Genomic DNA, 24,140 nt, shown 5'->3' on the forward strand with positions numbered 1-24,140 from the left:
TGCTCTTATCCACCTGGTTCTAAGGGAGGCGCTCTGGCGACCCTATAGCAGGGAGCGCAGGTTGGGATGAGTTGGGCGCGTGATTGTACGAAAAGACGCACCGCAACACAAGCCAAGTTGACACTACCTTCGGCAATACCTAGCATTGCCGCGACCTGCCTTTAATATCAACAATCGTAACGACGATAACACCAGCAAGGGATCCACAAGCCGCATGACAGCCCAGCGCATTTACGACACCGTGGCCGACGACTTCAGCCGCGTTAATGATCTGATCATCCAGCGGCTTTCCTCAGATGTTCCCCTGGTGGAGAAAATCGCTCAGTACATTATTGAAAGCGGCGGTAAGCGCTTGAGACCGCTACTGGTTCTGCTTTCCAGCCAGGCCGCCGGCTACGAGGAAAACGACCACCTCAAGCTCGCAGCCGTGATCGAATTCCTGCACACCGCCACCCTGCTGCACGATGATGTAGTAGACACCTCGGACATGCGCCGCGGCCGAAGCACCGCCAACGCCCGCTGGGGCAACGCGCCAAGCGTTCTGGTAGGTGATTTCCTCTACGCCCGTGCTTTCGAGATGATGGTGGAGCTTAAAAGCCTGCGAATCATGGACGTTTTGTCCCACGCCACGGCGGTAATCGCCGAGGGCGAGGTTATGCAACTGATGAACGTGAAAAACCCGGACCTCACCGAAGAGCAGTACATGAAGGTCATCCACAACAAGACTGCCATGCTGTTCGAAGCCGCCTCCCACACCGGCGCACTGCTTGCCAACGCCAATGCAGAGCAGGAGCTGGGCCTGAAAGACTACGGCAAGCATCTGGGCCTGGCTTTCCAGCTGGTGGACGATGTCCTGGATTACCGCGGCGACGCCGAAGCCATGGGCAAAAACGTGGGCGACGATCTGGCTGAAGGCAAGACCACCCTGCCGCTAATCCACGCCATGAACCATGGCACCGGGGAAGAACGGCAGTTGATCCGTCAGGCCATCCGCAAGGGCGGCCTGGACGATCTGCCCCGCATCCTGGATATTGTTGAGCGCTCAGGCGCAATCGAATACACCATGGCAAAAGCGCGGGAGCAGGCGGAACTGGCCCAGACCTGCCTTCAACCCCTTCCAGACTCAGGCCATAAAGAAGCGATGGAACTGCTGACCGAGGTCGCAGTCGCGAGAGTTAGCTAAGCGACTCACGCCCGTGGGGCGAGTCAAAGTCCAGCTCCGGACCAACCGGTACTATCTGAGTCGGGTTGATGGTTCTCTGGCTTACGTAGTAGTGGCGTTTGATCTGATTAATATCCACGGTCTCCGCCACGCCTGGCACCTGGTAGAGGTCCCGAACGTAGGCAGAAAGCGCCGGGAAATCGCTGATCCGCTGGCGGTTGCACTTGAAGTGGCTGTAATACACTGCATCAAACCGGATCAACGTGGTGAACAACCGCCAGTCAGCCTCGGTCAGCCGGCCACCGACCAGATACCGTTGAGAAGACAACCGCTCCTCAAGCCAGTCGAGAGAATCAAACAACGCATTGTAGGCTTCCTCGTACTTATCCTGCGCAGTGGCAAAGCCCGCCTTGTAAACGCCATTATTAACCGTGTCGTAAACCCGGGCGTTCACAGTGTCAATCTCTTCTTGCAGCTCCCCGGGATAGAAATCCAGATCGGTACGAACACCCTCAAGGCCATCAAATGCCGAATTGAACATCCGGATAATTTCGGCCGACTCGTTGCTCGCAATCGTTTCTTTCTTTTTATCCCACAAGGTCGGCACTGTTACCCGGCCAGAATATTCCGGTGCAGCCTTGGTGTAGACCTGATGCATGAAGCGGAATCCATGGAGATGGTCCCGGTGCTGCTCGCTGTCGGGCCGGAATTCCCAGCCGTTTTCAACCATGTCAGGGTGCACCACTGACACTGAAATGTGCTTCTCCAGACCTTTGAGCTTCCGGAAAATCAACGTCCGATGCGCCCAGGGGCAGGCCATTGAGACATACAGATGATAGCGCCCGGATTCCGCCTTGAAACCGCCTTCGCCATCCGGCCCCGGCGAGCCATCGGCGGTCACCCAGTTCCGGAAACGCGCCGCTTCCCGTTCAAATTTGCCACCGGTCTTGTCGGTGTCATACCACTTGTCGTGCCATTTGCCATCAATCAGCAGGCCCATAAAGCCCTCCCGTTAAAATTCCTGAACATGATGAAATCAATACAGGCAGAATACCGGGGACCCTGCTACGCTCTCAAACAAGCATTTCTGGCCAACAACCTCAGATAATTCGAACATGCATACAGCCATCACCATTGACGCCCTCAAAGTCCTTGATGCCATTGACCGCAAAGGCAGTTTCGCCGGTGCCGCCAACGAACTGTTCCGGGTTCCCTCCGCCATCAGTTACACCGTGCAGAAGCTGGAAGAAGACCTGAATGTCGCCATTTACGACCGAACCGGTCACCGCGCCCGACTGACACCGGCCGGCCGCTACCTTTTGGAAGAGGGCCGCACACTGCTCGAGGCGGCAGAAAACCTCGCGCACACCACGCGCCAGGTCGCCCAGGGCTGGGAAACGCGGTTACGGATCGGGTTCAACTCACTGCTGCCGGCGGAATGCCTGTTTCCGGCAATCGAGGAATTCTATGAGCTGGGCGTACCGGTAGATGTACAAATTGTGGAAGAGGTCTTTGCCGGCACCTGGGATGCCCTGCAAAGCCGCCGCGTGGATCTGATCATCGGCGCCGATAATTTCAGCAAGCCTGCGGGAAACTACACAACCCAATCCCTGGGCGACATGACATTCGTATTCGCCGTTGCCGCCGATCACCCCCTGGCCGATGCCCAAGCCCCGCTTTCCGAGGAAGATATCTCCCGTTATCCGGCAGCCGTCGCTGCAGACACATCAAGGTCCTTGCCCCCGGGCCACGCCGGCATATTCCACCGCCAGCGAACCCTGACGGTGGCCAACATTGACCAGAAGATCGCCATACAGGTAGCCGGCCTCGGCGTGGGATGGTTACCAAGGGCACGAATCAGCGCAGAACTGAAGGAAGGCAAGCTGGTCATCAAGGAAGTTCAGGAATCGCGCCAACCAATCAAACTGCACCTGGCCAGGCATGCCGAGGATCAGGGCAAGGCCCTGATGTGGTTCTGGGACCGACTCAGCGCGGAGGGAGCCGTTTCAGACTGGCTAACAGGCTGAAAATAAAGCAAATGGTATGACTCCAACTCGAAGTCATACCAGGCAAATGAGTCAACCGTTTGCGCGGGCACTTCGTTTATACTGCAGCTGAAACCAACGCCGAAGGGAGCTCTCTGATGCGGCAACTGTCGGAACTGGATGCCTCGTTCCTGTATCTCGAGTCGGAAACCACACCGATGCACATCGGAGGCATCTACCTCTTCGATGCTTCCGAACGGGAGAAACCGCTGGCCTTCAGCACCTTTGTCGCCTACCTTCGAAGCCGCCTGCATGTTGTGCCGGTTTTCCGGCAACGCCTGAAAGAAATTCCCCTGCGCCTGGGCCGCCCCTACTGGATTGACGACCCCGATTTCAGCATCGAGCGCCACCTTGCCTACGTTAATCTGGGCGAACACGGCCGCAAGGCAAGCCTGATGACGCTGGCCTCACGGATTCTGGAAGAACCTCTGAAAAGGGACCGCCCGCTGTGGCACATCACCTTCGTAGACGGTTTCAAACTGGACGAGCAGGACACCGGCAGTGATGGCTTCGCTTTGATCGTCAAATTGCACCACGCTGCCATCGACGCATTCAGTGGCGAGGAGATTATTGGCAAACTGCTGGAGTATACGCCCGAGCCCAGCCCGATTGCGCCACCTCGACCCTGGCAGCCCAGACCAGAACCCTCGGAAGAACGGATCATGCTCCAGGCCGGTGCGAACATCATTCGCACGCCACTGCAGTTCACCTCTCTGGCGTTCAACGCAGCCGAGGCTACAGCCCGGGGACTGATCCAGAAGCAATTACACAAACTGCCACTCCCGCTGCCCCTGTTTTCCGCCCCAAACAGCCCTTTCAATCGGCAGATTACGGCAAATCGGCAGATTGTCGCCGCCAGCGTGGAGCTTTCGCGCCTGAAGGCGATCAAGGCGTTTCTCGGGGACGTAACGTTGAACGATGTGGTTTTGGGCCTTTGTGCCGAGGCCCTGAAGCGCTATCTGATCAGCGAGGGCGCCAATGCCGACAAGTCCCTGGTGGCAATGACACCGATTTCGGTTCGTTCCAACAGCCTGCGCCGAGCCACCGGGAACCAGATGTCTGCCATGCTGCTGGATCTGGCGACCGATGAAACCAATCCCGCCCAGCGGATACGGCGCATACACTGGAACGCGGTTGCTTCGGAGCCCTACCGGGAGGCTATTGCTGCAGATCGGCTGACGGAACTGCTGCCTTCAACCATGCTGGCGCTGTCCGCGAGACTTTATTCGGAATTGCAAATTGCCCAGCGTTACCAGCCGGTATTCAATCTGCCAATCACCAACGTTCCCGGACCACAGGTTCCACTGTATCTGCAGGGTGCACGCCTGGTTCAGCAATACAATACGGCGCCGCTGTTCGACAGTATGGGACTTGTGATTGTAGCGGTGAGCTATGAGGGAAGGCTGACACTGAATTTCACCACCTGCCCCGATGTGGTGGCCCACGGAGAGTCATTGCAGGCTCACGTGGATGAAAGCCTCAACGCCATTGAAGCGGCCATGGAACGGCTCGGAACAGAGGAAACCAAAGAACCCATCGCAGCCTCCCCAACACAGACCCTCGCAGATGATGCCATGACCGCGATGGAGGGGCTTCTCAAGAAAGCCCTGAAACGTTTCCGGGCCTGAACGGGCCCCGGAAACGCTCAAGCACGTCTCAGATTATTCGAACGCCCAACGAAGAAACGCCTTCTTCTCCTCATCACTCGCTGTTTCCCAGATGGTTTTGAGCTGTTCAAGCGCATTATCACCGCTAACCGGCGTGCCGTCGGACGAAGACGCCGGAATCGGCGTGCGGGAAGCGGCCATTTGCTCTTCCCCATCCCAAACGGTTGAGCTTGCCACGGTCATTCCGGCAGAAGAAACGATAGCAGCGGCGAAGTCCGGCATTTCCTGCTCGGCTTCCTGACGAGACTCCGGCTGATCAAAGTCGAAACGATAGGTTTCACCGGCTTCTGCTTCGAAACGAACAACCTGGGGCTCGCTCTCAATCACGTGAACTTTCGATTCTCCGTTTCTGACCACGGTGCTTTTCGCCCAGATCGTCTTGTAGACAAAAACAACCTCGTTTTCGCCGGGAAGCAAAGCGTAGTCGAGCGCCAGGTCGTCCATCAGGAAGTTGGTCATAACGCGGCCATTCACCCGGGTCACCCGGATTTCGCCTGGCGCCTCAAGCGTGGCGGCATTGGACGCTGCCGCCGGGTTGCCTTCCCAGGTTTCCACAACGCTGACACTGGAAGCACATCCCGCCAGAGACAATACAACCACTGCAACCAGTCCAGCGCGAACGCGTGCGACAGCTCGACGCCAACCCTGTCCTGTTGATTGAAAAACACGGATCACATGAGAAATGTTCATTTAGTCTCCTTGGCATGAGGATGGAAATGGCGTCAGGCTGGCGCCAGTTTCGTAGCATTCTGACGAGTGCATCTGACAAGGGCAAGACAACAGCGCGCTTTGGCGGCCCATTCCGGATTCTTCATTGCTGATCCCGATTGAGACGCAACCCGTAAAATTGTAAAAAAATGTTGAATTCGCCCCGAATTGGGTTAATTTTAAACAGATCGGCAGATATTAACGCGGCGCCCGAGAAGCAAGAACGAAAAGCGGGCAGTACAGGAGACGCCATGGACACCCATCGCAGGACCGGAGAAGAAGGGCCGGTTCCCTTTCGCAGTAGTCGATTCTTCTGCGTAGGGAGCAAATGGTACTTTACCACCCGGGAAGGGTTTGACAGTGGCCCGTTCGCTTCACGGGAGCGGGCGGAAACAGGCCTCAAGCGCTTTCTGCACGTGGTCCGTATGCTGCCGGAAGAACAACAGCTTCACTGACAGGCCTTCGTGCCCGTCTAAACCATGACGGGCACAAGCCACACGTCTACTGCCCACAGGCAGATCAGGGCCATGACGCCGGCAATAACATCGTCAACCATGATACCCAAACCGCCAGGCAGGTGCTGGTCCAGCCAACTGATGGGCCACGGTTTTGCAATATCAAAAAGCCGGAACAGAGCGAACGCCCCCAGAACCCCATAGATAGTGTCAGGGAAGAGGCCAAGGGCAATCCACATCCCGACGAATTCGTCCCAGACAATGCCGCCATGGTCGTGAACCTTCAGGTCTTCAGCCGTCTTTCCGCAGAGCCAGATACCCACGATAAAAGCAGCCAGTACCACCAGCCAGTAGCCCACGGGCGGTAACCAGGCAAAGACGTACCAGAGCGGAATGGCGGCCAGGCTGCCCCAGGTGCCGGGCGCCCTCGCCGTTGCACCGCTGCCAAAACCAAAAGCGAGCAGATGCACCGGGTTACGCAAGAATCCCGGCGGGAGTATGACTGCCGGCGCCTCCGGTTCCGGGGTCTCGCCTTCCTGACTCATAGTTCACTCCTGAAATGGTCAAACCCGGCGGGCACCGCTTCCAAACCGCAATCGACACCGTCGAGATACAGGCCCGGCTCAGCTTCAACGAAGCCGATCACGGTGAGTTGGCGCTTCAGTGATTCCGGGGCACGCTCCCAGTTTTCTCGCGAGAAACACAGGCACAGTTCGTAATCGTCTCCGGAGCGCAGTGCGCAGTCCAGGGCCTTCTCACCCTTCAGCCGAACAAGCGCTGGCGAAAGAGGCATCCTGGCACTCTCGATCTGGGCACCGACCCCTGATGCGGAAAGAATGTGCCCGAGATCTGCCAGCAAGCCATCAGAGATATCAACCGCCGCAGTGGCATATTGGCGTATAGCACCTGCCAGATCCAGTCTCGGCCAGGGATGGTGATAGCGTTCGAGCACGGCAAGCATGTCAGCGGAAGGGGCAGGCTCCGAAAGATAGTCTAAAGCGGCGCCGGCATCCCCCAGGGTTCCGGACACGGCAATCAGATCTCCGGGACGGGCGCCGGAGCGTCGAATCCCGGCTCCCTGCTCTACAGTGCCATGCACCTGCAGGCTCAGGGTGAGCGGCCCGGAGGTGGTATCCCCGCCGGCCAGCTCCAGACCAAACGCATCGCTGGCCTTTCGCAATCCCATCGAGAAGTCTTCAAGCCACTGCTCATCCACGGCTGGCAGCGTCAGTGCAAGCGTGAAACATTCCGGGTCGGCACCCATGGCAGCAAGATCGCTGGCAGCGGCGGCAAGTGCTCGCCAGCCCAGATAATCGGGACGGTATTTTCGGGGAAAGTGGACACCCTCCACGAGGGCGTCCACAGAAAAGACAAGGTCCCGGCCTGCGGGAATACGCTGAATCGCGCAATCGTCCCCTGGGCCCAGGATCAGGGATCCGGATTCCTGCCGCCCGGCAAGCGGCAGAAAGTAACGGCGAATCAGCTCGAATTCGCCCATCGACTAGCGAGCGCGGGTCTCGGCAAGCCGGAGTCGGCCGCTCAGCTTGTCGAGAATGCTGTTAACAAATTTATGACCCTCGGTGCCACCAAAGCGCTTGGCCATTTCAATGCCCTCGTTAATGACCACCTTGTAGGGCACATCAAGCCGATGCTTGAGCTCATAGGCTCCCAGTCGGACAATCGCCAGTTCCACGGGATCAACCTCTTTAATAGGCCGATCCAGGAACGGCTCGATCAGCTTGTCCAGTTCGCCCTGCTCGCGATGTACCCCACGGAGCAGATCCCGGAAATACAGCAGGTCGACCTTGCTCATGTCATTGTCGACCATGAACTCGGCTTCAATGTCAGAAATCGCCGTCTTGCTGAAATGACGCTGATAGAGCCCCTGCATGGCGAGGGCCCTGGCACGGCGTCGATCACCGGCTTTCGGTTGGCCAGACGGAGCCGGCTGCGGTGATGTACCTTCGGTTTCGCTCATTACTCACCCAGCTTCTTGAACAGGCTGACCATTTCAAGGGCGGTGATTGCCGCTTCGGCACCCTTGTTACCGGCCTTGGTTCCGGAACGCTCGATGGCCTGTTCGATGGAATCCACCGTCAGCACACCGAAGGTTACCGGCACGTCGGTATCAAGACTGACCGCGCCAAGGCCGCTGGAGGCCTCGCCGGCAACATACTCGAAATGCGGAGTGCCGCCACGGATAACTGCACCCAGGGCAATAATCGCATCGTACTCACCGGTTTCGGCAACGCGCTTGACGGCCAGGGGCATTTCATAGGCTCCCGGCACGCGGACGATGGTGACGTCGTCATCGGAAATACCGTGACGGCGCAGGGTATCCAGCGCGCCCTCTACCAGGCTTTCCACAACAAAGCCGTTAAAACGGCCCACTACAAGCGCATAGCGCCCGCTGCACTCGGTAAAATCACCTTCAATTACTCTGATATCTGCCATCGATGGCTCCTTCACGTGTCGCGGCATCGGGGCCACGACCGGGTTTATCATTCGGGGGTGTAGGGAACGTATTCGACCACTTCCAGATCGAAACCGGAAATGGCGGAAAATTTGATCGGCGGGCTCAGCAGGCGCATTTTGCCAACACCAATATCCCGGAGAATCTGGGAGCCGGTACCAACCGTGAAGTAAACGCCGGAGCTTCCCTTGCCGGAGGAGCCCTTACCCTCATCAAAGAATTCCTGGATCCGGTCTTCCAGGTTGTAGCTGTCCTCGGCGCTGTTCAGCAGGACGACCGCGCCCCGGCCTTCCTCTGCCACCTTTTCAAGGGCGTGATGCAGGGGCCAGCTGCGAGAATCCTTGCGGCGCGCACCGAGGAGGTCCCGAAGAGTGTCCGTGATGTGGACCCGGACATAGACCGGTTCATCGGGACAAATGTCTCCCATCAACATCGCCAGATGGGTGGCTCCCTGGATATTGTCGCGGTATGTCCGAAGCTTGAACACGCCGTACTCGGTGTCGAGGTCGTTTTCTTCCACACACTCAACGGTTCGCTCGTTCATGGTGCGGTAGTGGATCAGATCGGCAATGGTGCCAATCTTCAGGTCGTGCTCTTCGGCGAATCGCTCCAGGTCTTCGCGGCGGGCCATAGAGCCGTCGTCATTCATGATCTCGCAGATCACGCCGGCCGGCTCGCAACCTGCCAGTGCGGCGAGGTCACAGGATGCTTCGGTGTGCCCCGCGCGGCTCAAAACACCACCGGGATCAGACATCAACGGGAAAATATGGCCAGGCTGAACCAGATCACTGGCCTTGGCATTGCGGGCGACCGCTGCCTGCACCGTGCGTGCACGGTCTGCCGCCGAGATGCCAGTGGTCACACCCACGGCAGCCTCAATCGAGAGGGTAAACTTGGTTCCGAACCCGGAGGCATTCTGCTGGACCATCAACGGCAAACCCAGTTGCTCGCAGCGATCCCGGGTCATCGGCATACAGATCAGGCCACGACCAAAACGGGCCATGAAATTGATGGCTTCGGCCGTGCAATGCTCAGCAGCCATCACGAGATCGCCCTCGTTCTCGCGATCTTCGTCATCCATCAGTATGACCATCTTGCCCTGACGAATATCTTCAATGATGTCTTCAATGCTGTTCAGTGCCATATGGTTTTGCACCCTTGCGGCGCTCCGGCAAATAATTGCTGCCGGAACAACCTGAGTTTATGGATTACCGGCGGGTGAGGATCAGACGCTGATCCTCACCTACCTGACGTCGGTCCAGCACCTTCCATTGTACCTTGTCTGCCATGGTCTCCAGTGGCAGATGTGCGGTCGGACGTCCCGTGCTGCCGAGGAAAACCGGCGCCTGATAGAGCCAGAGTTCGTCGACCAGATTTTCGTTAATAAAGGTGCCGGCCAGAGTGGGCCCCGCCTCGACCAGCAGCTCGTTGATTCCGAGCTCGCCGAGCGAGTCCAGCAGTTCGGCCAGGTCGATCCCGTTATCTTTCCAGGCGACACCGGTAAGGCTGATGCCCAGGGCCGCGAGGTCCTGGGCCGGCGCAGTGGCCAGCGTGGATGACGCACAGAACACCTGCACGTTACCGCCCTGAAGGATCTTCGCAGACGACGGTGTGCGCGCGTCGCGGTCGGCAATCACCCGAAGCGGCTGCCTGGACGGCTCCGTCGCGTCGCCAATATCCCCCAGTTCCTCGCGGCGGACCGTCAATGAGGGGTCGTCGGCGAGCACGGTTCCGACACCGGTCAGAATGGCATCACTGATCGCTCTAAGACGCTGGACATCCCGACGTGCCTCAGGACCGGTAATCCACTGGCTCTCGCCGGAAGCCATGGCGGTACGGCCATCAAGACTTGCCGCCATTTTGAGCCGCACCCAGGGGCGGCCGGTGTTCATGCGTTTCATGAAGCCCGGATTCAGGCGGGCAGCTTCTTCCGCCAGCAGGCCTTCAGTAACCCGGATGCCAGCTTCCCTGAGCATATCCAGCCCCCGGCCAGACACCGAGGGGTTCGGGTCCTTGGTTGCGGCGTAGACATGGGCAACACCAGCATCAATCAGCGCCCTGGCGCAGGGCGGCGTCCGGCCAAAATGGCTACACGGCTCCAGTGTTACATACGCTGTCGCACCCCGGGCATCCGGACCGGCCTGGCTCAGGGCACGGGTCTCGGCGTGGGCTTCTCCGGCACGTTCATGCCACCCCTCGCCAAGGACCAGATCTCCCCGGGCAATGACACACCCAACCCGGGGATTAGGGTGGGTAGAGTACCGACCGCGCCAGGCAAGCTGGACAGCCCGCGCCATCATGGCCCTGTCGCGGTTCTCGATCATGCCTTGCCTTTCGGGGCGTGGTTATCCGCCAGCGCTTTGGCAACATCCACGGCCGCCTCACCGTTGCTGGCCGACAACCTCTCGATCTCTTCCTTGAATTCGTTGATATCCTGAAAGCTGCGATATACCGAGGCGAAGCGGACATAGGCAACCTTGTCCAACTGGCGCAATTCGGTCATCACCTCTTCACCCAACTGCATGGACTTCACTTCCCGCTCTCCGGTCGCCCGCAACCGGTATTTGATCCGATTGAGAGCGGCATCAATCTGTTCAATGCTCACGGGCCGCTTTTCCAGCGCTTTCATCAGCCCGGCGCGCAGCTTTTCCTCATCAAACGGCTGTCGGGTACCATCCTGTTTGACCACCCTTGGCATCACCAACTCGGCAGATTCGAAGGTGGTAAAACGCTCCCGACAGGACAGACATTCCCTGCGGCGACGCACCTGATCACCCTCGGCCACCAGCCGGGAGTCAATCACCTTGGTATCTGCTTCACCACAGAAGGGACAATGCATAGTCAGGAGCTCCGAAGAGGAAGCCGGGCCGAAAAGTCGGCCCGGCAGGTCATGCCTGTAGTCTAGCTATAAACCGATTAGCCGTAGACAGGGAAACGGGCGCAGAGTGCACTTACCTGCTCACGAACCCGGCTGTTGACCGCCTCGTCGTCCAGGTTATCGAGGATGTCGCAGATCCAGCCAGCGAGGTCGCGACACTCGGACTCGCCGAAACCACGGGTGGTGATTGCCGGGGTGCCAATGCGAAGACCGGAGGTGACAAACGGAGACCTCGGATCATTGGGAACCGCGTTCTTGTTAACGGTGATGTGGGCACGACCGAGCGCCGCATCCGCATCTTTTCCGGTAATGTCCTGTTTGATGAGGCTGACCAGGAACAGATGGTTCTTGGTGCCACCGGAAACCACATCATAGCCACGATCCACAAACACCTGGGCCATGGCGGAGGCGTTCTTCACAACCTGCTGCTGGTAGGTCTTGAAATCGTCGCTCATGGCTTCCTTGAAGCACACGGCCTTCGCGGCAATCACGTGCATCAGCGGGCCACCCTGGCCGCCCGGGAATACCGCAGAGTTCAGCTTCTTCTGCAGATCAGCGTCATCGCAGGCCAGGATAAGCCCACCACGGGGACCGCGCAGGGTCTTGTGGGTCGTGGTTGCAACAACGTGGGCGTGGGGAACCGGATCCGGGTAAACGCCGGCGGCTACGAGACCCGCTACGTGGGCCATATCAACGAACAAATAGGCACCCACCTTGTCGGCAATCTCACGGAAGCGGGCAAAATCCAGCTCCTGGGAGTAAGCGGAGAAGCCGGCGATGATCATTTTTGGCTTGTGCTCGAGAGCCAGCGATTCGATCTCATCGTAGTCGAGAAGGCCGGTGTCGGTGTTAATACCGTACTGCACGGCATTGTAGATCTTGCCCGAGAAGTTGACACTGGCGCCGTGCGTGAGGTGTCCACCATGGGCGAGACTCATGCCCAGAACGGTGTCACCTGGCTTGAGCAGGGCCATGAAGACAGCCGAGTTGGCCTGGGAGCCGGAATGCGGCTGGACGTTGGCATAGGCAGCTCCAAACAGCTCCTTGGCACGCTCAATCGCCAGCTCTTCAGCAATATCCACGAACTCGCAGCCGCCATAGTAGCGCTTGCCCGGATAGCCTTCCGCGTACTTGTTGGTCAGCACGCTGCCCTGGGCTTCCATCACCCGGGGGCTGGTGTAGTTCTCGGACGCGATCAGCTCGATGTGAGCTTCCTGGCGCTTCTCTTCCGCCTGCATGGCGTTCCAGAGTTCGTCGTCAAAGCCGGCGATTTTCATTTCACGATTAAACATGGATGCGCTGCCCCTGTGTGCTTGGCTGGCCCGGAGAGCTTTGGCGATCTCCGCAGGCTCCCTGAAAAATTGGGCCGCTATTCTATCTTACAAACGGGTGAAAAATCATCCTTTATACCGTCCGCAGATACCGGCATGCGGCCAACTCCGGTTTCTGCTCAATTGCTATCAAAGGTAGGTTTCGATACCTTACCGGATCAATAGCAATTAGCCCGAGCCGTCAGTTTCCGAATTCACGAACCTGTTATATCAAGAGGTGTACGCCAACATGGCCCAATACGTTTACACCATGAACCGCGTGGGCAAGGTGGTCCCGCCCAAGCGCGAGATTCTGAAGGACATTTCACTGAGCTTCTTCCCTGGCGCCAAAATCGGCGTTCTGGGTCTCAACGGTGCCGGTAAATCCACCCTGCTCCGCATTATGGCGGGCGTGGACCAGGATTACATCGGTGAAGCCCGCCCGCAGCCCGGCATCAACGTGGGCTATCTGCCCCAGGAGCCCGAGCTGGACGAAGAGAAAACCGTCAAGGAAATCGTCGATGAAGCGGTTTCCGGTGTGCATGACGCCCTGGCCGAACTGGACCAGGTGTACGCCGCCTACGCCGAACCGGATGCGGATTTTGATGCCCTGGCCAAGAAGCAGGGCGAGCTGGAAGCCTACATCCAGGCCACTGACGGCCACGATATCGAGCGCAAGATGGAAGTTGCCGCGGACGCACTGCGTCTTCCACCCTGGGATCAGAAAGTGAACGTACTTTCCGGTGGTGAACGTCGCCGGGTAGCCCTGTGCCGTCTGCTGCTGTCCGGCCCTGACATGCTTCTGCTCGATGAGCCCACCAACCACCTGGATGCCGAATCTGTCGCCTGGCTCGAGCGCTTCCTGCACGATTACGAAGGTACCGTGGTGGCCATCACCCACGATCGCTACTTCCTCGACAATGTCGCTGGCTGGATTCTGGAACTGGACCGTGGCCACGGTATTCCGTTTGAAGGCAACTACAGCCAGTGGCTGGAGAACAAGGAGAAGCGGCTGGAGATGGAATCCAAGCAGGAAGCCTCTCACCAGAAAGCCATCAAACAGGAACTGGAATGGGTTCGCAGCAACGCCAAGGGCCGCCAGTCGAAGAGCAAGGCCCGCCTGGCCCGTTTCGAGGAGATGAGTTCCCAGGAATTCCAGAAGCGCAACGAAACCAACGAGCTTTACATTCCACCCGGCCCCCGCCTGGGCAACAAGGTGATCGAGGTTGACGGCATCAGCAAGTCCTTCGGTGACCGCCTGCTGTACGAAGACGTGTCCTTCAGCGTGCCGCCCGGCGCCATCGTGGGCATTATCGGTGGTAACGGTGCCGGTAAATCCACTCTATTCAAGATGATTGCCGGTTTCGACAAGCCGGATTCTGGCGGCATCACCGTCGGGGAAACCGTGGAACTGGCCTATGTAGACCAGATGCGCGATCTGGATGGCAGCAAAACCGTCTGGGAGGAACTCTCCGACGGCAACGACATCATCAAGGTCGGCAACTACGAAACCCCTTCTCGGGCCTACGTTGGCCGCTTCAATTTCAAGGGCAGCGACCAGCAGAAGCGGGTTGGCGACCTGTCAGGCGGTGAGCGCAACCGTTTGCACCTCGCCAAGCTGCTGAAACAGGGCGGCAACGTGCTGCTGCTGGATGAGCCGACCAACGATCTCGACGTGGAAACCCTTCGCGCCCTGGAAGAAGCCCTGCTGAATTTCCCTGGCTCTGCCCTGGTTATCTCGCACGACCGTTGGTTCCTCGACCGTGTGGCCAGCCACATCCTGGCGTTCGAAGATGATGGCGAGGTGGTGTACTTCGAAGGCAACTTCACCGAGTACGACGAGGACTTCAAGAAGCGCAAGGGTGATTCGGCGATGCAGCCGCAGCGCATGAAGTACAAGAAGCTGGCCTGATGGCGAAAACCAGAACCGCCTACGTCTGCACCGAATGCGGTGCAGACTATTCCAAATGGCAGGGCCAGTGCACGGCCTGCCAGGCCTGGAACACCATCAGCGAAGTCCGCGGCGTCAGCAGCAACAGCAAAGGCGCCCGCGGTGGCCGCTTTGAGGGCTTTGCCGGCAGCCTGTCCGAGGTCCAGAGCCTGGATGATGTCAGCCTGGCAGAGCAGCCTCGCATCAGCTCCGGCATGCAGGAGTTTGATCGGGTTCTGGGCGGAGGTCTCGTCGAGGGCTCGGCTGTTCTGATGGGCGGCCATCCGGGCGCGGGCAAGAGTACCCTTCTACTCCAGGCCGTCTGCCATCTGGCTGCAAGCGTCCCCGCTTTGTACGTCACCGGTGAAGAATCCCTGCAGCAGGTGGCCATGCGCGCCAAACGGCTCGGCCTTCCGACCAAAGACCTGAAGATGCTGTCTGAAACCAGTGTCGAACGAGTCATGCAGGTGGCCGAGGCCGAAAAACCCCGGATTCTGGTGGTGGACAGTATTCAGGTGATGCACATGGCGGATATCGAGTCCGCCCCTGGCAGTGTCTCCCAAGTACGCGAAAGCGCCGCTTACCTGACCCGTTTCGCCAAGCAGACCGGCACCATCCTGTTCCTGGTCGGCCATGTCACCAAAGACGGCAGCTTGGCCGGCCCGAAGGTTCTGGAACACATGATTGACTGCTCAATCCTGCTGGAAGGCTCCAGCGACAGCCGTTATCGAACCCTTCGGGGGATCAAGAACCGGTTTGGTGCGGTGAACGAGTTGGGCGTGTTCGCCATGCTGGAACAGGGGCTAAAGGAAGTGAAGAACCCCAGCGCGATCTTCCTGAACCGCGGCGAAGACGCGGCCCCGGGAAGCGTGGTGATGGTCGTCTGGGAAGGCACCCGCCCCATGCTGGTGGAAATCCAGGCACTGGTCGATATGGCCCAGGGCGGCTACCCGCGACGAGTTGCCGTTGGCCTGGACCAGAACCGGTTGGCCATGCTCCTCGCCGTTCTTCACCGCCATGGTGGCATGCACGTTTCCGACCAGGACGTGTTCGTAAACGTGGTTGGTGGCGTAAAAGTAAACGAAACCAGCGCCGACCTGGCCCTGCTGGCCGCCATCGTCTCCTCCTTCCGAGACCGCGCCCTACCCCAGGACCTGGTGATCTTCGGCGAAGTCGGCCTCTCTGGTGAAATCCGCCCGGTGCCCAGCGGCCAGGAACGCATCTACGAAGCCGCCAAACACGGCTTCACCCGGGCCCTGGTGCCAAAATCCAATGCCCCAAGGAAGACCATCGACGGCATGAAGGTGATTCCGGTGACCAAGCTCAGTGATGCGCTGACGGCCCTCGAGGAACTCTAGACCTGCACTTTCTTAAGTTATCGGCCAGTTTGGGAGTTAACGGCTAGACTGGCATAGGTGCTTCCAAAAACCGCTACAAGCACGTCCATGTGCGCTTGTCCTCGGCCATCCCTGGCCTCCGACATTTTTGGAAGCACCTATGCCAGTCCATCCTGCTCACTGCAGTGGAGAACTCTGACTTTTAAAACTCTAGAAGACGGATCCCAAAAGTCGAAAACTGGTAACAGTCAGTGATTCGCTGTCCCTTTAAGGTCAATCAATCAGATGTGCAAACTCTCTTTCCAACAGCGCCTGGTCGCCCAAGTTCAGTTCCACTAGGCGTTTAAGATGCGTGGCGCTATCAAGGTCAATGTACTGACATTTGAAACCTAGCCGGTGCGGCTCCACGTGCCTAAGCTCTACCGCCATAACAATACCTGCCTCATGATCATTCAGATGAATAATCACTTCGCAGGGCTGCTTTAAGGGGACCTGCCAACCCTCCGGCCGCTTAACCAGAACACCTTTCAGCGAAATATCCAGCACCTCCGTCGTCCAGACCAATTCCTGGCAGTGAAGCTCGCAGGGCGCATCGAATTCGATCCGGTGGAACCGGCGTTTTTCGGGATTCTTGGGGGGCAAGTGGTTACTCCTGTTTACCGGTCTTGTTTCACCTGACTATAGACCGGACAGGAGATTGCATCCAGAGGATTTGTGAGTAATCGAGGGTAATTGGCAGGATATATCTCCATCGTCTGATGCGGGTCGTTGTGGGAGCCTTTCCAAAAATGTCGGAGGCCAGGGACGGCCGAGGACAAGCCACATGGACGTGCTCGGAGCGGTTTTTGGAAAGGCTCCCACAACGACCCAGCCCGCCAGATCAGCAGGCTAGGAGAGACATGACTTCCAAATTAGCGGTGATATTCCGGGCTTAATTCTACCACGGCCTCAATGAACGCCTTGGCATGCTCCGGATCCACATCCGGCGTAATGCCATGGCCAAGGTTGAAGATATGACCATTGCCGGAACCAAAGCGCTTGAGGATATCAGCCACTTCCTGCCGGATCCGCTCAGGCGGTGCATACAGCATCGCCGGATCCATGTTGCCCTGAAGGGCGACTCGATCACCAATCCGGGCCCGGGCATTACCGATATCGGTAGTCCAGTCCAGACCAACGGCATCGGCACCCGAATCGGCAATGGATTCCAGCCACTGACCGCCGTTCTTGGTGAACAGAATCACCGGCACCCGGCGGCCTTCACTCTCACGAATTAGGCCGTCAACGATCTTCTTCATGTAGCGGAGCGAGAACTCTTCGTACGCCCAGCTGCTCAAAACGCCGCCCCAGGTATCGAAAATCTGTACAGCCTGGGCACCGGCCTTGATCTGGCCGTTGAGGTAATCAATGACCGCATCCGCCAGATGGTCCAACAGGCGATGCATCACCTCCGGCTGACCGTACATGAGCTTCTTGGCCTCCCGGAAATCCTTGGACGAGCCACCCTCAATCATATAAGTCGCCAGGGTCCAGGGGCTGCCGGAGAAACCGATCAGGGGAACGCTGCCGTTCAGGGCTCCGCGGATGGTGGAAACCGCGTTCATAACGTAGTCCAGGTCCACCTCAGCGTTGATCTTCGGCAGAGCCGCAACATCGGCTTCGGAGCGGATCGTGTTCCGGAATTTCGGGCCTTCACCGGTCTCGAAGTACAGACCAAGACCCAGAGCGTCCGGAATCGTCAGGATGTCTGAAAACAGGATCGCCGCGTCCAGTGGGAAACGTTCCAGAGGCTGCAGAGTTACCTCGCAGGCCAACGGCGTGTTCTTGCACAAGCTGAGAAAGTCGCCGGCTTTTGCCCTGGTCGCACGGTACTCCGGCAGGTATCGCCCTGCCTGTCGCATCATCCAAACCGGTGTGCGGTCCACGGGCTGGCGCATCAGGGCGCGCAGGAAACGATCATTCTTCAGCTCGGTCATAGAAAATCCAGCGTGTTCTGTACAAAGGGGAAAATTGGATGGAGGCCATAATACCCGGTTTGCGGGAATAAAAAAGGGCGGCTTTCCCTTAGGAAACCGCCCTTCTCATCAGGATCAACCGTGCAATCAGATATCCAGGTAATCCATGATGCCTTCGGCAGCCTGACGGCCTTCCCAGATAGCGGTTACGACCAGATCCGAACCGCGGACCATGTCCCCGCCCGCAAAGATTTTCTCGTTGCTGGTCTGGAACATGAACTCTGCGCCTTCCGGAGCAGTTACCCGGCCCGAATCGTCGGTATTCACTTTCAGCTCATCGAACCAGTCGGCCGGGCTCGGACGGAAACCGAAGGCGACCAGAACCGCGTCCGCAGGAATAACCTCCTCGCTACCCGGGACCACTTCCGGACGGCGACGACCATTTTCGTCCGGATCGCCCAGACGGGTCTGAACCACCTTCACACCCTCAACCCGGTCTTCACCAATAATGGCGATGGGCTGACGATTAAAGAGGAACTTAACGCCCTCTTCCTTGGCGTTGGCCACTTCCCGGCGAGAACCCGGCATGTTGGCTTCATCCCGGCGGTAGGCACACGTGACGCTCTCGGCCTGCTGACGGATCGAGGTGCGGTTGCAGTCCATGGCCGTATCGCCGCCACCGAGGACAACAACCCGCTTGCCTTTCATGTCAATGAAGTCTGCTTCGTCTTTCTCGAAGCCGAGACGACGGTTGACGTTCGAAACGAGGAACGGCAGTGCATCGTACACGCCCGGCAGATTCTCACCCGGGAAACCACCCTTCATGTAGGTGTAGGTGCCCATGCCCATGAAAACGGCATCGTACTCGTCAATGATCTCCTGCAGCTGAACGTCCTTGCCCACCTCGGTAGACAGGCGGAATTCCACGCCCATCTCCTCGAACACCTTGCGGCGGCGGGTCATAACGGATTTTTCCAGCTTGAACTCGGGAATGCCGAAGGTCAGCAGACCACCGATTTCCGGATAGATGTCGAATACAACCGGCTTGACGCCATTGCGAACCAGAACGTCCGCGCAGCCCAGACCCGCAGGCCCTGCGCCAATGACGGCAACCTTCTTGTCTGTCCACTTCACGGCGGACATATCCGGTTTCCAGCCCAGGGCAAAGGCGGTGTCGGTAATGTACTTCTCGACAGACCCGATGGTAACCGCGCCATACCCGTCGTTCAGGGTGCAGGCACCTTCACACAGGCGATCCTGCGGACAAACGCGGCCGCAAACTTCAGGCAGGGAGTTGGTCTGGTGACACAATTCGACGGCACGCATGATATTGCCTTCGGACACCAGCTTGAGCCAGTTCGGAATATAGTTGTGAACCGGGCACTTCCACTCGCAATAGGGGTTACCACACTCAAGACAGCGATGGGACTGGGACGCCGCGTTATCTGCTGTGAAGGGGTGGTAAATTTCACCAAACTCTTTCTTCCGCTTCTTGGCCGGGACCTTTTTCGGGTCGACACGTCCAACCTCGACAAACTGGAAGTCATTACTCAGTCGTTCTTTCATCTGGATGCTCTCATCAACTCGATTTCGACAAGGGCGGCAGCCAGGCTGCTCGCCCCAAACCCTCTCAGCCTCTTATTCCGGACGCGCCCGGGTGCTGGCCAGCAGACTGCGCAGATTCGCAGCCTTGGGTTTCACCAGCCAGAAGCGGCCAATGTAGTCGTCGAAATTCTCAAGAATGTGCTCTGCCCACTCACTGCCGGTTTCCGAGATGTGCTCCCGGATAACACCACGCAGGTGATTGCGGTAGGACTCCATGTCCTCGCTGGAAATCCGCTGAATTTCCACCAGCTCGTGGTTGTATTTGTCCACGAACGTGTTGTTGATATCCATGACGTAAGCAAAGCCACCAGTCATACCAGCACCGAAGTTGTGGCCAGTAGAGCCCAGCACCGTCACCAGACCACCGGTCATGTATTCACAGCAATGGTCTCCGGCGCCTTCCACAACGGCATGGGCACCGGAATTACGAACTGCAAATCGCTCACCCGCGGTTCCGGCAGCAAAGAGTTTGCCGCCGGTTGCACCGTAGAGACAGGTATTGCCGACGATAGAGGTTTCCTGGGTCTTGAACGCGCTGCCGCGGGGCGGCTTCACAACCAGCTTGCCACCGGTCATGCCCTTACCCACGTAGTCGTTGGCATCCCCTTCAAGGATCAGGTTGAGACCACCCACGTTCCAGACACCAAAACTCTGGCCAGCGGTACCGGTCAGGTCCAGGGTGATCGGTGCATCCACCATACCCTGGTTACCATGGATCTGGGCGATTTCGCCAGAGAGGCGGGCGCCAATAGAGCGATCACAGTTGGTGACCCGATAGGACCAGGCGCCTCCACTCTTCTCATTGATCGCCGCAGCGGTATCCTGAACCATCTGTTCCGCGAGCCTGCCCTCATCGAACGGGTGATTCCGTTCGACCTGACAGGTCTGCGGCTTGTCCGCAGGAATATGGTCGTTAGACAGCAGGCGACTCAGATCCAGCTTCTTCTGACGCTCGGTATCACCGGGCAGGCGCTCCAGCAGGTCAACGCGACCCACAAGCTCTTCCAGGGTACGCACGCCCAGTTTGGCCATCCACTCCCGGGTCTCTTCGGCCACGAAGCGGAAGAAATTCATCGCCATCTCCACCGTGCCCTTGAAGTGCTCTTCACGGAGGTGGTCGTTCTGGGTAGCCACACCGGTCGCGCAGTTGTTCAGGTGACAGATACGCAGGTATTTGCAGCCCAGCGCCACCATCGGGGTGGTACCGAAACCGAAGCTCTCGGCACCAAGGATCGCGCCTTTTACCACGTCCAGACCTGTTTTCAGGCCGCCATCAGTCTGCAGGCGAATCTTGCCACGCAGGTCATTGGCTCGCAGCGCCTGCTGGGTTTCGGTCAGCCCCAGCTCCCAGGGAGAACCGGCGTAGCGGATCGACGTCAGCGGGCTCGCCGCTGTACCGCCATCGTACCCGGACACCGTGATCAGGTCGGCGTACGCCTTAGCCACACCTGCGGCAATCGTACCGACGCCGGGCTCAGAGACCAGCTTCACAGACACCAGAGCCTGCGGATTGACCTGTTTGAGGTCGAAAATCAGCTGGGCCAGATCCTCGATGGAATAGATATCGTGATGCGGCGGCGGTGAAATCAGCGTTACGCCCGGGACCGAATAACGCAGGCGGGCGATCAGTTCATTGACCTTGCCACCGGGCAACTGGCCGCCTTCGCCTGGCTTGGCACCCTGGGCCACCTTGATCTGCATGACATCCGCACTACGCAGGTATTCGGCTGTAACGCCAAAACGTCCGGACGCGATCTGTTTGATTTTCGAGCGTTTTTCAGTGCCGTAGCGAGCGGGATCTTCACCGCCCTCGCCCGAATTGGACCGGCTGCCCAAGGTATTCATGGCCACCGCCAAGGCTTCGTGGGCCTCGGGTGACAGGGCACCAAGTGACATACCGGCCGAATCAAAGCGAGGGAAGATGTTTTCAACCGGCTCTACTTCCGAAATATCAATCGGCTTGATGTCTTTCCGGAAGACAAGAAGGTCACGGAGCGTCGCAACCGGACGCTCGTTAACCAGACCCGCGTATTCCTTGTAGTGTCCATAGTCGCCACTGGTCACCGCCTCCTGGAGCTTGCCGACCACATCCGGGTTGAAGGCATGGTACTCCTGGCCATGGACATACTTCAGAAGACCACCCTGAATGATGGGCTTGCGCGGCTTCCAGGCCACGGACGCCAATTGCTCCTGGTCCTGCTGGAAATCGTAGAACCCGGCACCCTTGATTCGGCTGGGCACACCCTTGAAGCACAGGTCAACGACATCATCGGCCAGACCGACCGCCTCAAACAGCTGGGCGCCACGATAGGAAGTGATGGTGGAAATTCCCATCTTCGACAGTATCTTCAGCAACCCTTTGTTGATGCCCTTCCGGTAGTTATTCTTGGCATCAATCGGATCCATCAGCAGTTCGCCGGTACGGATCAGGTCGTTCAGAACCTGGTAAGCCAGATACGGATAGACCGCTGTTGCACCAAAACCGAAGAGCACGGCGAAATGATGGGGATCGCGAGCCCAACCGGTTTCAACAACGATGTTGGAATCGCAACGCAGTCCTTTCTTGACCAGATGGTGGTGGACCGCACCGGTTGCCATCAGGGCATTGACCGGCAGCTCACCTTCCTTCAAATCTTTGTCGGTGAGGATCAGCAGCACCTTACCATCCCGGACGGCCTGTTCCGCTTCCTCACAAACCTGGCGAATCGCCTGCTCCAATCCCTGTTCCGGGCGGTAGCTCATGGAAATACGCGCGACTTCGAAGCCCGGGCGCTCATTGTTGGCAATCTTGAGGAACTTGGCAGGCGACAGAACCGGTGTGGTCAGAATAATGCGGTCTGCGTGATCGGCGGTTTCCTCGAATACGTTACGCTCGGCACCCAGACAGGTCTCCAGGGACATGACAATCGACTCACGCAACGGGTCAATCGCCGGGTTGGTCACCTGGGCGAACTTCTGACGGAAGTAGTCCGCCACGTGGCGTACCTTGCTCGAGAGCACGGCCATCGGGGTATCGTCGCCCATGGATCCAACCGCTTCCTGGCCGTTCTCCGCAAGCGGACGCAATACCTGGTCACGCTCTTCAAAGGAGACCATGAACATCTTCTGGTGCACCAGAAGCTCGTCGGAATTCATCAGCCTGAAATCCGGAGTGTCCTGATTCAGAGTGGTCTCGACGCGGAGAGCGTTTTCCCGCAGCCAGCGCTTGTAGGGCTGAGCGGTCTTGAGACGCTGATCAATGTCCTTGGTGTGCAGGACTTCACCGGACTCTGTGTCGATCGCCAGCATCTGACCCGGTCCGACACGGCCTTTGGCTACCACATCGTCCGGCTGATAACCGTAAGTTCCGATCTCTGAGGCCAGCGTGATGAAATCATCCTTGGTGATGACCCACCGAGCCGGGCGCAAACCATTCCTGTCGAGCATACAGACGGCATAGCGGCCGTCCGACATGACCAGACCGGCAGGACCATCCCAGGGCTCCATGTGCATGGAGTTGTACTCGTAAAACGCACGCAGCTCTGAATCCATGCTATCGACATTCTGCCAGGCTGGCGGAATCATCATGCGGACCGCGCGGAACAGGTCAACACCGCCGGCAAGCAGCACTTCCAGCATGTTGTCCATGCTTGAAGAGTCAGAACCGGTGAGGTTCACCAGAGGCTGCAGGGTCTGCAGATCCGGCAATTCCGGAGAGCTGAACTTGGCGGCCCGGGCGATGGCCCAGTTACGGTTGCCGTCGATGGTGTTGATCTCACCGTTGTGGGCCAGATACCGGAACGGCTGGGCCAGCGGCCAGCGTGGCATGGTGTTGGTGGAGAACCGCTGATGGAAAACACAGATAGCGGTCTCGAGATCGGGGTCACCCAGATCCTTGTAGAAGTTGGCCAGATCTGCCGGCATCATCAGGCCCTTATAGGCCAGTGTGCGGTGTGACAGGCTGCAGATGTAGAACTCGGGATCGTCGGCCATATCGCTTTCGGCGTGGCGACGGCCCACGAACAGACTGATCGCAAAATCACGCTCCGACTTGCCACCGGGCACCACGAAGACCTGCTCGATACGGGGCAGGCAATCAAGCGCCATGGGGCCGAGACAGCTGTCATCGACCGGCACTTCGCGCCAGCCGAGAATCTCCAGGCCCTGCTCGGTCAACCGTTTCTCGATGGCCGCACGACCAGCCGAGGCCTTGGCTTCGTCGGGGTTCAGGAAGACCTGGCCGACAGCAAAAAGATCACCCGGCTCCTTGCCAAACGCTGCCTTGGCGGCTTTTTTCAGAAAGCCATCCGGGCTCTGGATCAGAAGGCCACAACCATCGCCGGTCTTTCCGTCTGCAGCGATACCACCTCGGTGGGTCATGCAGGTCAGAGACTCGATGGCAGTTTGCAACAACTTGTGGCTGGCCTCGCCCTTCATGTGGGCAATCAGACCGAATCCGCAGTTGTCCCTGAATTCATCGGGATGATACAAACCTGTCATCATAAGCGTTCTCTCGCGTAGAAATGCTTTTCAATCAAAGAGTTAATTGGCGCACAGCCAAACAACCACCCTTCGACACTGAAAATGGGGGCTGGCTATTTTACACACGTAGAAATACGTACTCAAATCGGCGTGA

Annotated in this window: 20 protein-coding genes; 6 read left to right on the plus strand and 14 right to left on the minus strand. The window is 58.3% G+C overall.

Annotated features, from left to right (window positions below; genetic code table 11):
• Positions 1–214 precede the first annotated feature (214 nt).
• Positions 215–1,183: an octaprenyl diphosphate synthase gene (gene ispB, locus EDB94_RS18940; RefSeq protein WP_108019241.1), complete on the plus strand. Its 969-nt coding sequence runs from the start codon at positions 215–217 to the stop codon at positions 1,181–1,183.
• On the opposite strand, the gene EDB94_RS18945 is transcribed toward ispB, so the two are convergent.
• Positions 1,176–2,162, minus strand: a complete 987-nt coding sequence (locus EDB94_RS18945) for a glutathione S-transferase family protein (RefSeq protein ID WP_053114496.1) — start codon at positions 2,160–2,162, stop codon at positions 1,176–1,178. The genes ispB and EDB94_RS18945 overlap by 8 nt on opposite strands.
• A gap of 115 nt (positions 2,163–2,277) precedes the next feature.
• On the opposite strand from EDB94_RS18945, the gene EDB94_RS18950 reads away from it, so the two are divergent.
• The gene (locus tag EDB94_RS18950) at positions 2,278–3,189 is read left to right on the plus strand and encodes a LysR substrate-binding domain-containing protein (protein ID WP_053114494.1); all 912 of its coding nucleotides are present in this window, start codon (positions 2,278–2,280) and stop codon (positions 3,187–3,189) included.
• A 116-nt stretch (positions 3,190–3,305) separates the two neighbouring features.
• Complete coding sequence (locus tag EDB94_RS18955) at positions 3,306–4,835, plus strand: wax ester/triacylglycerol synthase family O-acyltransferase (RefSeq protein WP_108019242.1); 1,530 nt, start codon at positions 3,306–3,308, stop codon at positions 4,833–4,835.
• Positions 4,836–4,868: 33 nt separating this feature from the next.
• On the opposite strand, the gene EDB94_RS18960 is transcribed toward EDB94_RS18955, so the two are convergent.
• Positions 4,869–5,429, minus strand: a complete 561-nt coding sequence (locus EDB94_RS18960; protein WP_404935316.1) for a DUF2057 family protein — start codon at positions 5,427–5,429, stop codon at positions 4,869–4,871.
• A gap of 404 nt (positions 5,430–5,833) precedes the next feature.
• Between EDB94_RS18960 and EDB94_RS18965 the strand changes: the two genes are divergently transcribed.
• On the plus strand, positions 5,834–6,037 hold the full coding sequence (locus tag EDB94_RS18965; RefSeq protein WP_008170755.1) for a DUF6316 family protein: 204 nt from the start codon (positions 5,834–5,836) through the stop codon (positions 6,035–6,037).
• 17 nt (positions 6,038–6,054) lie between these two features.
• Here the strand turns inward: EDB94_RS18965 and EDB94_RS18970 are convergent, their stop codons facing one another.
• The 8 genes from EDB94_RS18970 to glyA all read right to left on the minus strand — a co-directional run bounded on the left by EDB94_RS18970 (position 6,055) and on the right by glyA (position 12,680).
• Positions 6,055–6,582, minus strand: a complete 528-nt coding sequence (locus EDB94_RS18970) for a phosphatidylglycerophosphatase A (protein ID WP_008170757.1) — start codon at positions 6,580–6,582, stop codon at positions 6,055–6,057.
• Positions 6,579–7,535 (minus strand): thiamine-phosphate kinase, encoded by a 957-nt coding sequence (thiL, locus tag EDB94_RS18975; RefSeq protein WP_108019243.1) that lies wholly within the window; start codon positions 7,533–7,535, stop codon positions 6,579–6,581. The genes EDB94_RS18970 and thiL overlap by 4 nt, the downstream gene beginning before the upstream one ends.
• Before the next feature lie 3 nt (positions 7,536–7,538).
• Positions 7,539–8,015 carry a transcription antitermination factor NusB gene (nusB, locus tag EDB94_RS18980; RefSeq protein WP_008170760.1) on the minus strand — a complete coding sequence of 159 codons (477 nt, stop codon included), beginning with the start codon at positions 8,013–8,015 and terminating at the stop codon, positions 7,539–7,541.
• Positions 8,015–8,491 (minus strand): 6,7-dimethyl-8-ribityllumazine synthase, encoded by a 477-nt coding sequence (gene ribE, locus EDB94_RS18985; protein WP_008170762.1) that lies wholly within the window; start codon positions 8,489–8,491, stop codon positions 8,015–8,017. The genes nusB and ribE overlap by 1 nt, the downstream gene beginning before the upstream one ends.
• A 47-nt stretch (positions 8,492–8,538) precedes the next feature.
• On the minus strand, positions 8,539–9,654 hold the full coding sequence (gene ribBA / locus EDB94_RS18990) for a bifunctional 3,4-dihydroxy-2-butanone-4-phosphate synthase/GTP cyclohydrolase II (protein ID WP_108019244.1): 1,116 nt from the start codon (positions 9,652–9,654) through the stop codon (positions 8,539–8,541).
• Positions 9,655–9,718: 64 nt separating this feature from the next.
• Positions 9,719–10,834, minus strand: a complete 1,116-nt coding sequence (ribD, locus tag EDB94_RS18995) for a bifunctional diaminohydroxyphosphoribosylaminopyrimidine deaminase/5-amino-6-(5-phosphoribosylamino)uracil reductase RibD (RefSeq protein WP_014576043.1) — start codon at positions 10,832–10,834, stop codon at positions 9,719–9,721.
• Positions 10,831–11,349: a transcriptional regulator NrdR gene (nrdR, locus tag EDB94_RS19000; RefSeq protein ID WP_008170769.1), complete on the minus strand. Its 519-nt coding sequence runs from the start codon at positions 11,347–11,349 to the stop codon at positions 10,831–10,833. The genes ribD and nrdR overlap by 4 nt, the downstream gene beginning before the upstream one ends.
• Positions 11,350–11,426: 77 nt before the next feature.
• A complete protein-coding gene (gene glyA, locus EDB94_RS19005) occupies positions 11,427–12,680 on the minus strand; it encodes a serine hydroxymethyltransferase (RefSeq protein ID WP_014576041.1) in 1,254 nt (417 codons plus the stop codon).
• A gap of 268 nt (positions 12,681–12,948) precedes the next feature.
• Between glyA and ettA the strand changes: the two genes are divergently transcribed.
• Positions 12,949–14,610: an energy-dependent translational throttle protein EttA gene (gene ettA / locus EDB94_RS19010; protein WP_108019245.1), complete on the plus strand. Its 1,662-nt coding sequence runs from the start codon at positions 12,949–12,951 to the stop codon at positions 14,608–14,610.
• On the plus strand, positions 14,610–15,986 hold the full coding sequence (radA, locus tag EDB94_RS19015) for a DNA repair protein RadA (RefSeq protein ID WP_062786491.1): 1,377 nt from the start codon (positions 14,610–14,612) through the stop codon (positions 15,984–15,986). The genes ettA and radA overlap by 1 nt, the downstream gene beginning before the upstream one ends.
• A 252-nt stretch (positions 15,987–16,238) precedes the next feature.
• On the opposite strand, the gene EDB94_RS19020 is transcribed toward radA, so the two are convergent.
• The 4 genes from EDB94_RS19020 to gltB all read right to left on the minus strand — a co-directional run bounded on the left by EDB94_RS19020 (position 16,239) and on the right by gltB (position 24,007).
• Positions 16,239–16,607, minus strand: a complete 369-nt coding sequence (locus tag EDB94_RS19020) for a PilZ domain-containing protein (protein WP_108019246.1) — start codon at positions 16,605–16,607, stop codon at positions 16,239–16,241.
• A gap of 269 nt (positions 16,608–16,876) precedes the next feature.
• Positions 16,877–17,941 carry a uroporphyrinogen decarboxylase gene (gene hemE, locus EDB94_RS19025; RefSeq protein WP_108019247.1) on the minus strand — a complete coding sequence of 355 codons (1,065 nt, stop codon included), beginning with the start codon at positions 17,939–17,941 and terminating at the stop codon, positions 16,877–16,879.
• Between the two features lie 126 nt (positions 17,942–18,067).
• Positions 18,068–19,486 carry an FAD-dependent oxidoreductase gene (locus EDB94_RS19030; protein WP_008170781.1) on the minus strand — a complete coding sequence of 473 codons (1,419 nt, stop codon included), beginning with the start codon at positions 19,484–19,486 and terminating at the stop codon, positions 18,068–18,070.
• 72 nt (positions 19,487–19,558) lie between these two features.
• Positions 19,559–24,007: a glutamate synthase large subunit gene (gene gltB / locus EDB94_RS19035; protein ID WP_108019248.1), complete on the minus strand. Its 4,449-nt coding sequence runs from the start codon at positions 24,005–24,007 to the stop codon at positions 19,559–19,561.
• Between the last annotated feature and the right edge of the window lie 133 nt (positions 24,008–24,140).

Origin of the sequence: Marinobacter sp. 3-2 (genome assembly GCF_003751355.1) — a bacterium.
GTDB classification, from domain to species: Bacteria; Pseudomonadota; Gammaproteobacteria; order Pseudomonadales; family Oleiphilaceae; genus Marinobacter; species Marinobacter adhaerens.

Coding starts and splice junctions, on each gene's coding strand:
- ispB (WP_108019241.1), top strand. CDS start 215: ATGACAGCCCAGCGCATTTACGACACCGTGGCCGACGACTTCAGCCGC.
- EDB94_RS18945 (WP_053114496.1), bottom strand. CDS start 2,162: ATGGGCCTGCTGATTGATGGCAAATGGCACGACAAGTGGTATGACACC.
- EDB94_RS18950 (WP_053114494.1), top strand. CDS start 2,278: ATGCATACAGCCATCACCATTGACGCCCTCAAAGTCCTTGATGCCATT.
- EDB94_RS18955 (WP_108019242.1), top strand. CDS start 3,306: ATGCGGCAACTGTCGGAACTGGATGCCTCGTTCCTGTATCTCGAGTCG.
- EDB94_RS18965 (WP_008170755.1), top strand. CDS start 5,834: ATGGACACCCATCGCAGGACCGGAGAAGAAGGGCCGGTTCCCTTTCGC.
- EDB94_RS18970 (WP_008170757.1), bottom strand. CDS start 6,582: ATGAGTCAGGAAGGCGAGACCCCGGAACCGGAGGCGCCGGCAGTCATA.
- thiL (WP_108019243.1), bottom strand. CDS start 7,535: ATGGGCGAATTCGAGCTGATTCGCCGTTACTTTCTGCCGCTTGCCGGG.
- nusB (WP_008170760.1), bottom strand. CDS start 8,015: ATGAGCGAAACCGAAGGTACATCACCGCAGCCGGCTCCGTCTGGCCAA.
- ribE (WP_008170762.1), bottom strand. CDS start 8,491: ATGGCAGATATCAGAGTAATTGAAGGTGATTTTACCGAGTGCAGCGGG.
- ribBA (WP_108019244.1), bottom strand. CDS start 9,654: ATGGCACTGAACAGCATTGAAGACATCATTGAAGATATTCGTCAGGGC.
- ribD (WP_014576043.1), bottom strand. CDS start 10,834: ATGATCGAGAACCGCGACAGGGCCATGATGGCGCGGGCTGTCCAGCTT.
- nrdR (WP_008170769.1), bottom strand. CDS start 11,349: ATGCATTGTCCCTTCTGTGGTGAAGCAGATACCAAGGTGATTGACTCC.
- glyA (WP_014576041.1), bottom strand. CDS start 12,680: ATGTTTAATCGTGAAATGAAAATCGCCGGCTTTGACGACGAACTCTGG.
- ettA (WP_108019245.1), top strand. CDS start 12,949: ATGGCCCAATACGTTTACACCATGAACCGCGTGGGCAAGGTGGTCCCG.
- radA (WP_062786491.1), top strand. CDS start 14,610: ATGGCGAAAACCAGAACCGCCTACGTCTGCACCGAATGCGGTGCAGAC.
- hemE (WP_108019247.1), bottom strand. CDS start 17,941: ATGACCGAGCTGAAGAATGATCGTTTCCTGCGCGCCCTGATGCGCCAG.
- EDB94_RS19030 (WP_008170781.1), bottom strand. CDS start 19,486: ATGAAAGAACGACTGAGTAATGACTTCCAGTTTGTCGAGGTTGGACGT.
- gltB (WP_108019248.1), bottom strand. CDS start 24,007: ATGATGACAGGTTTGTATCATCCCGATGAATTCAGGGACAACTGCGGA.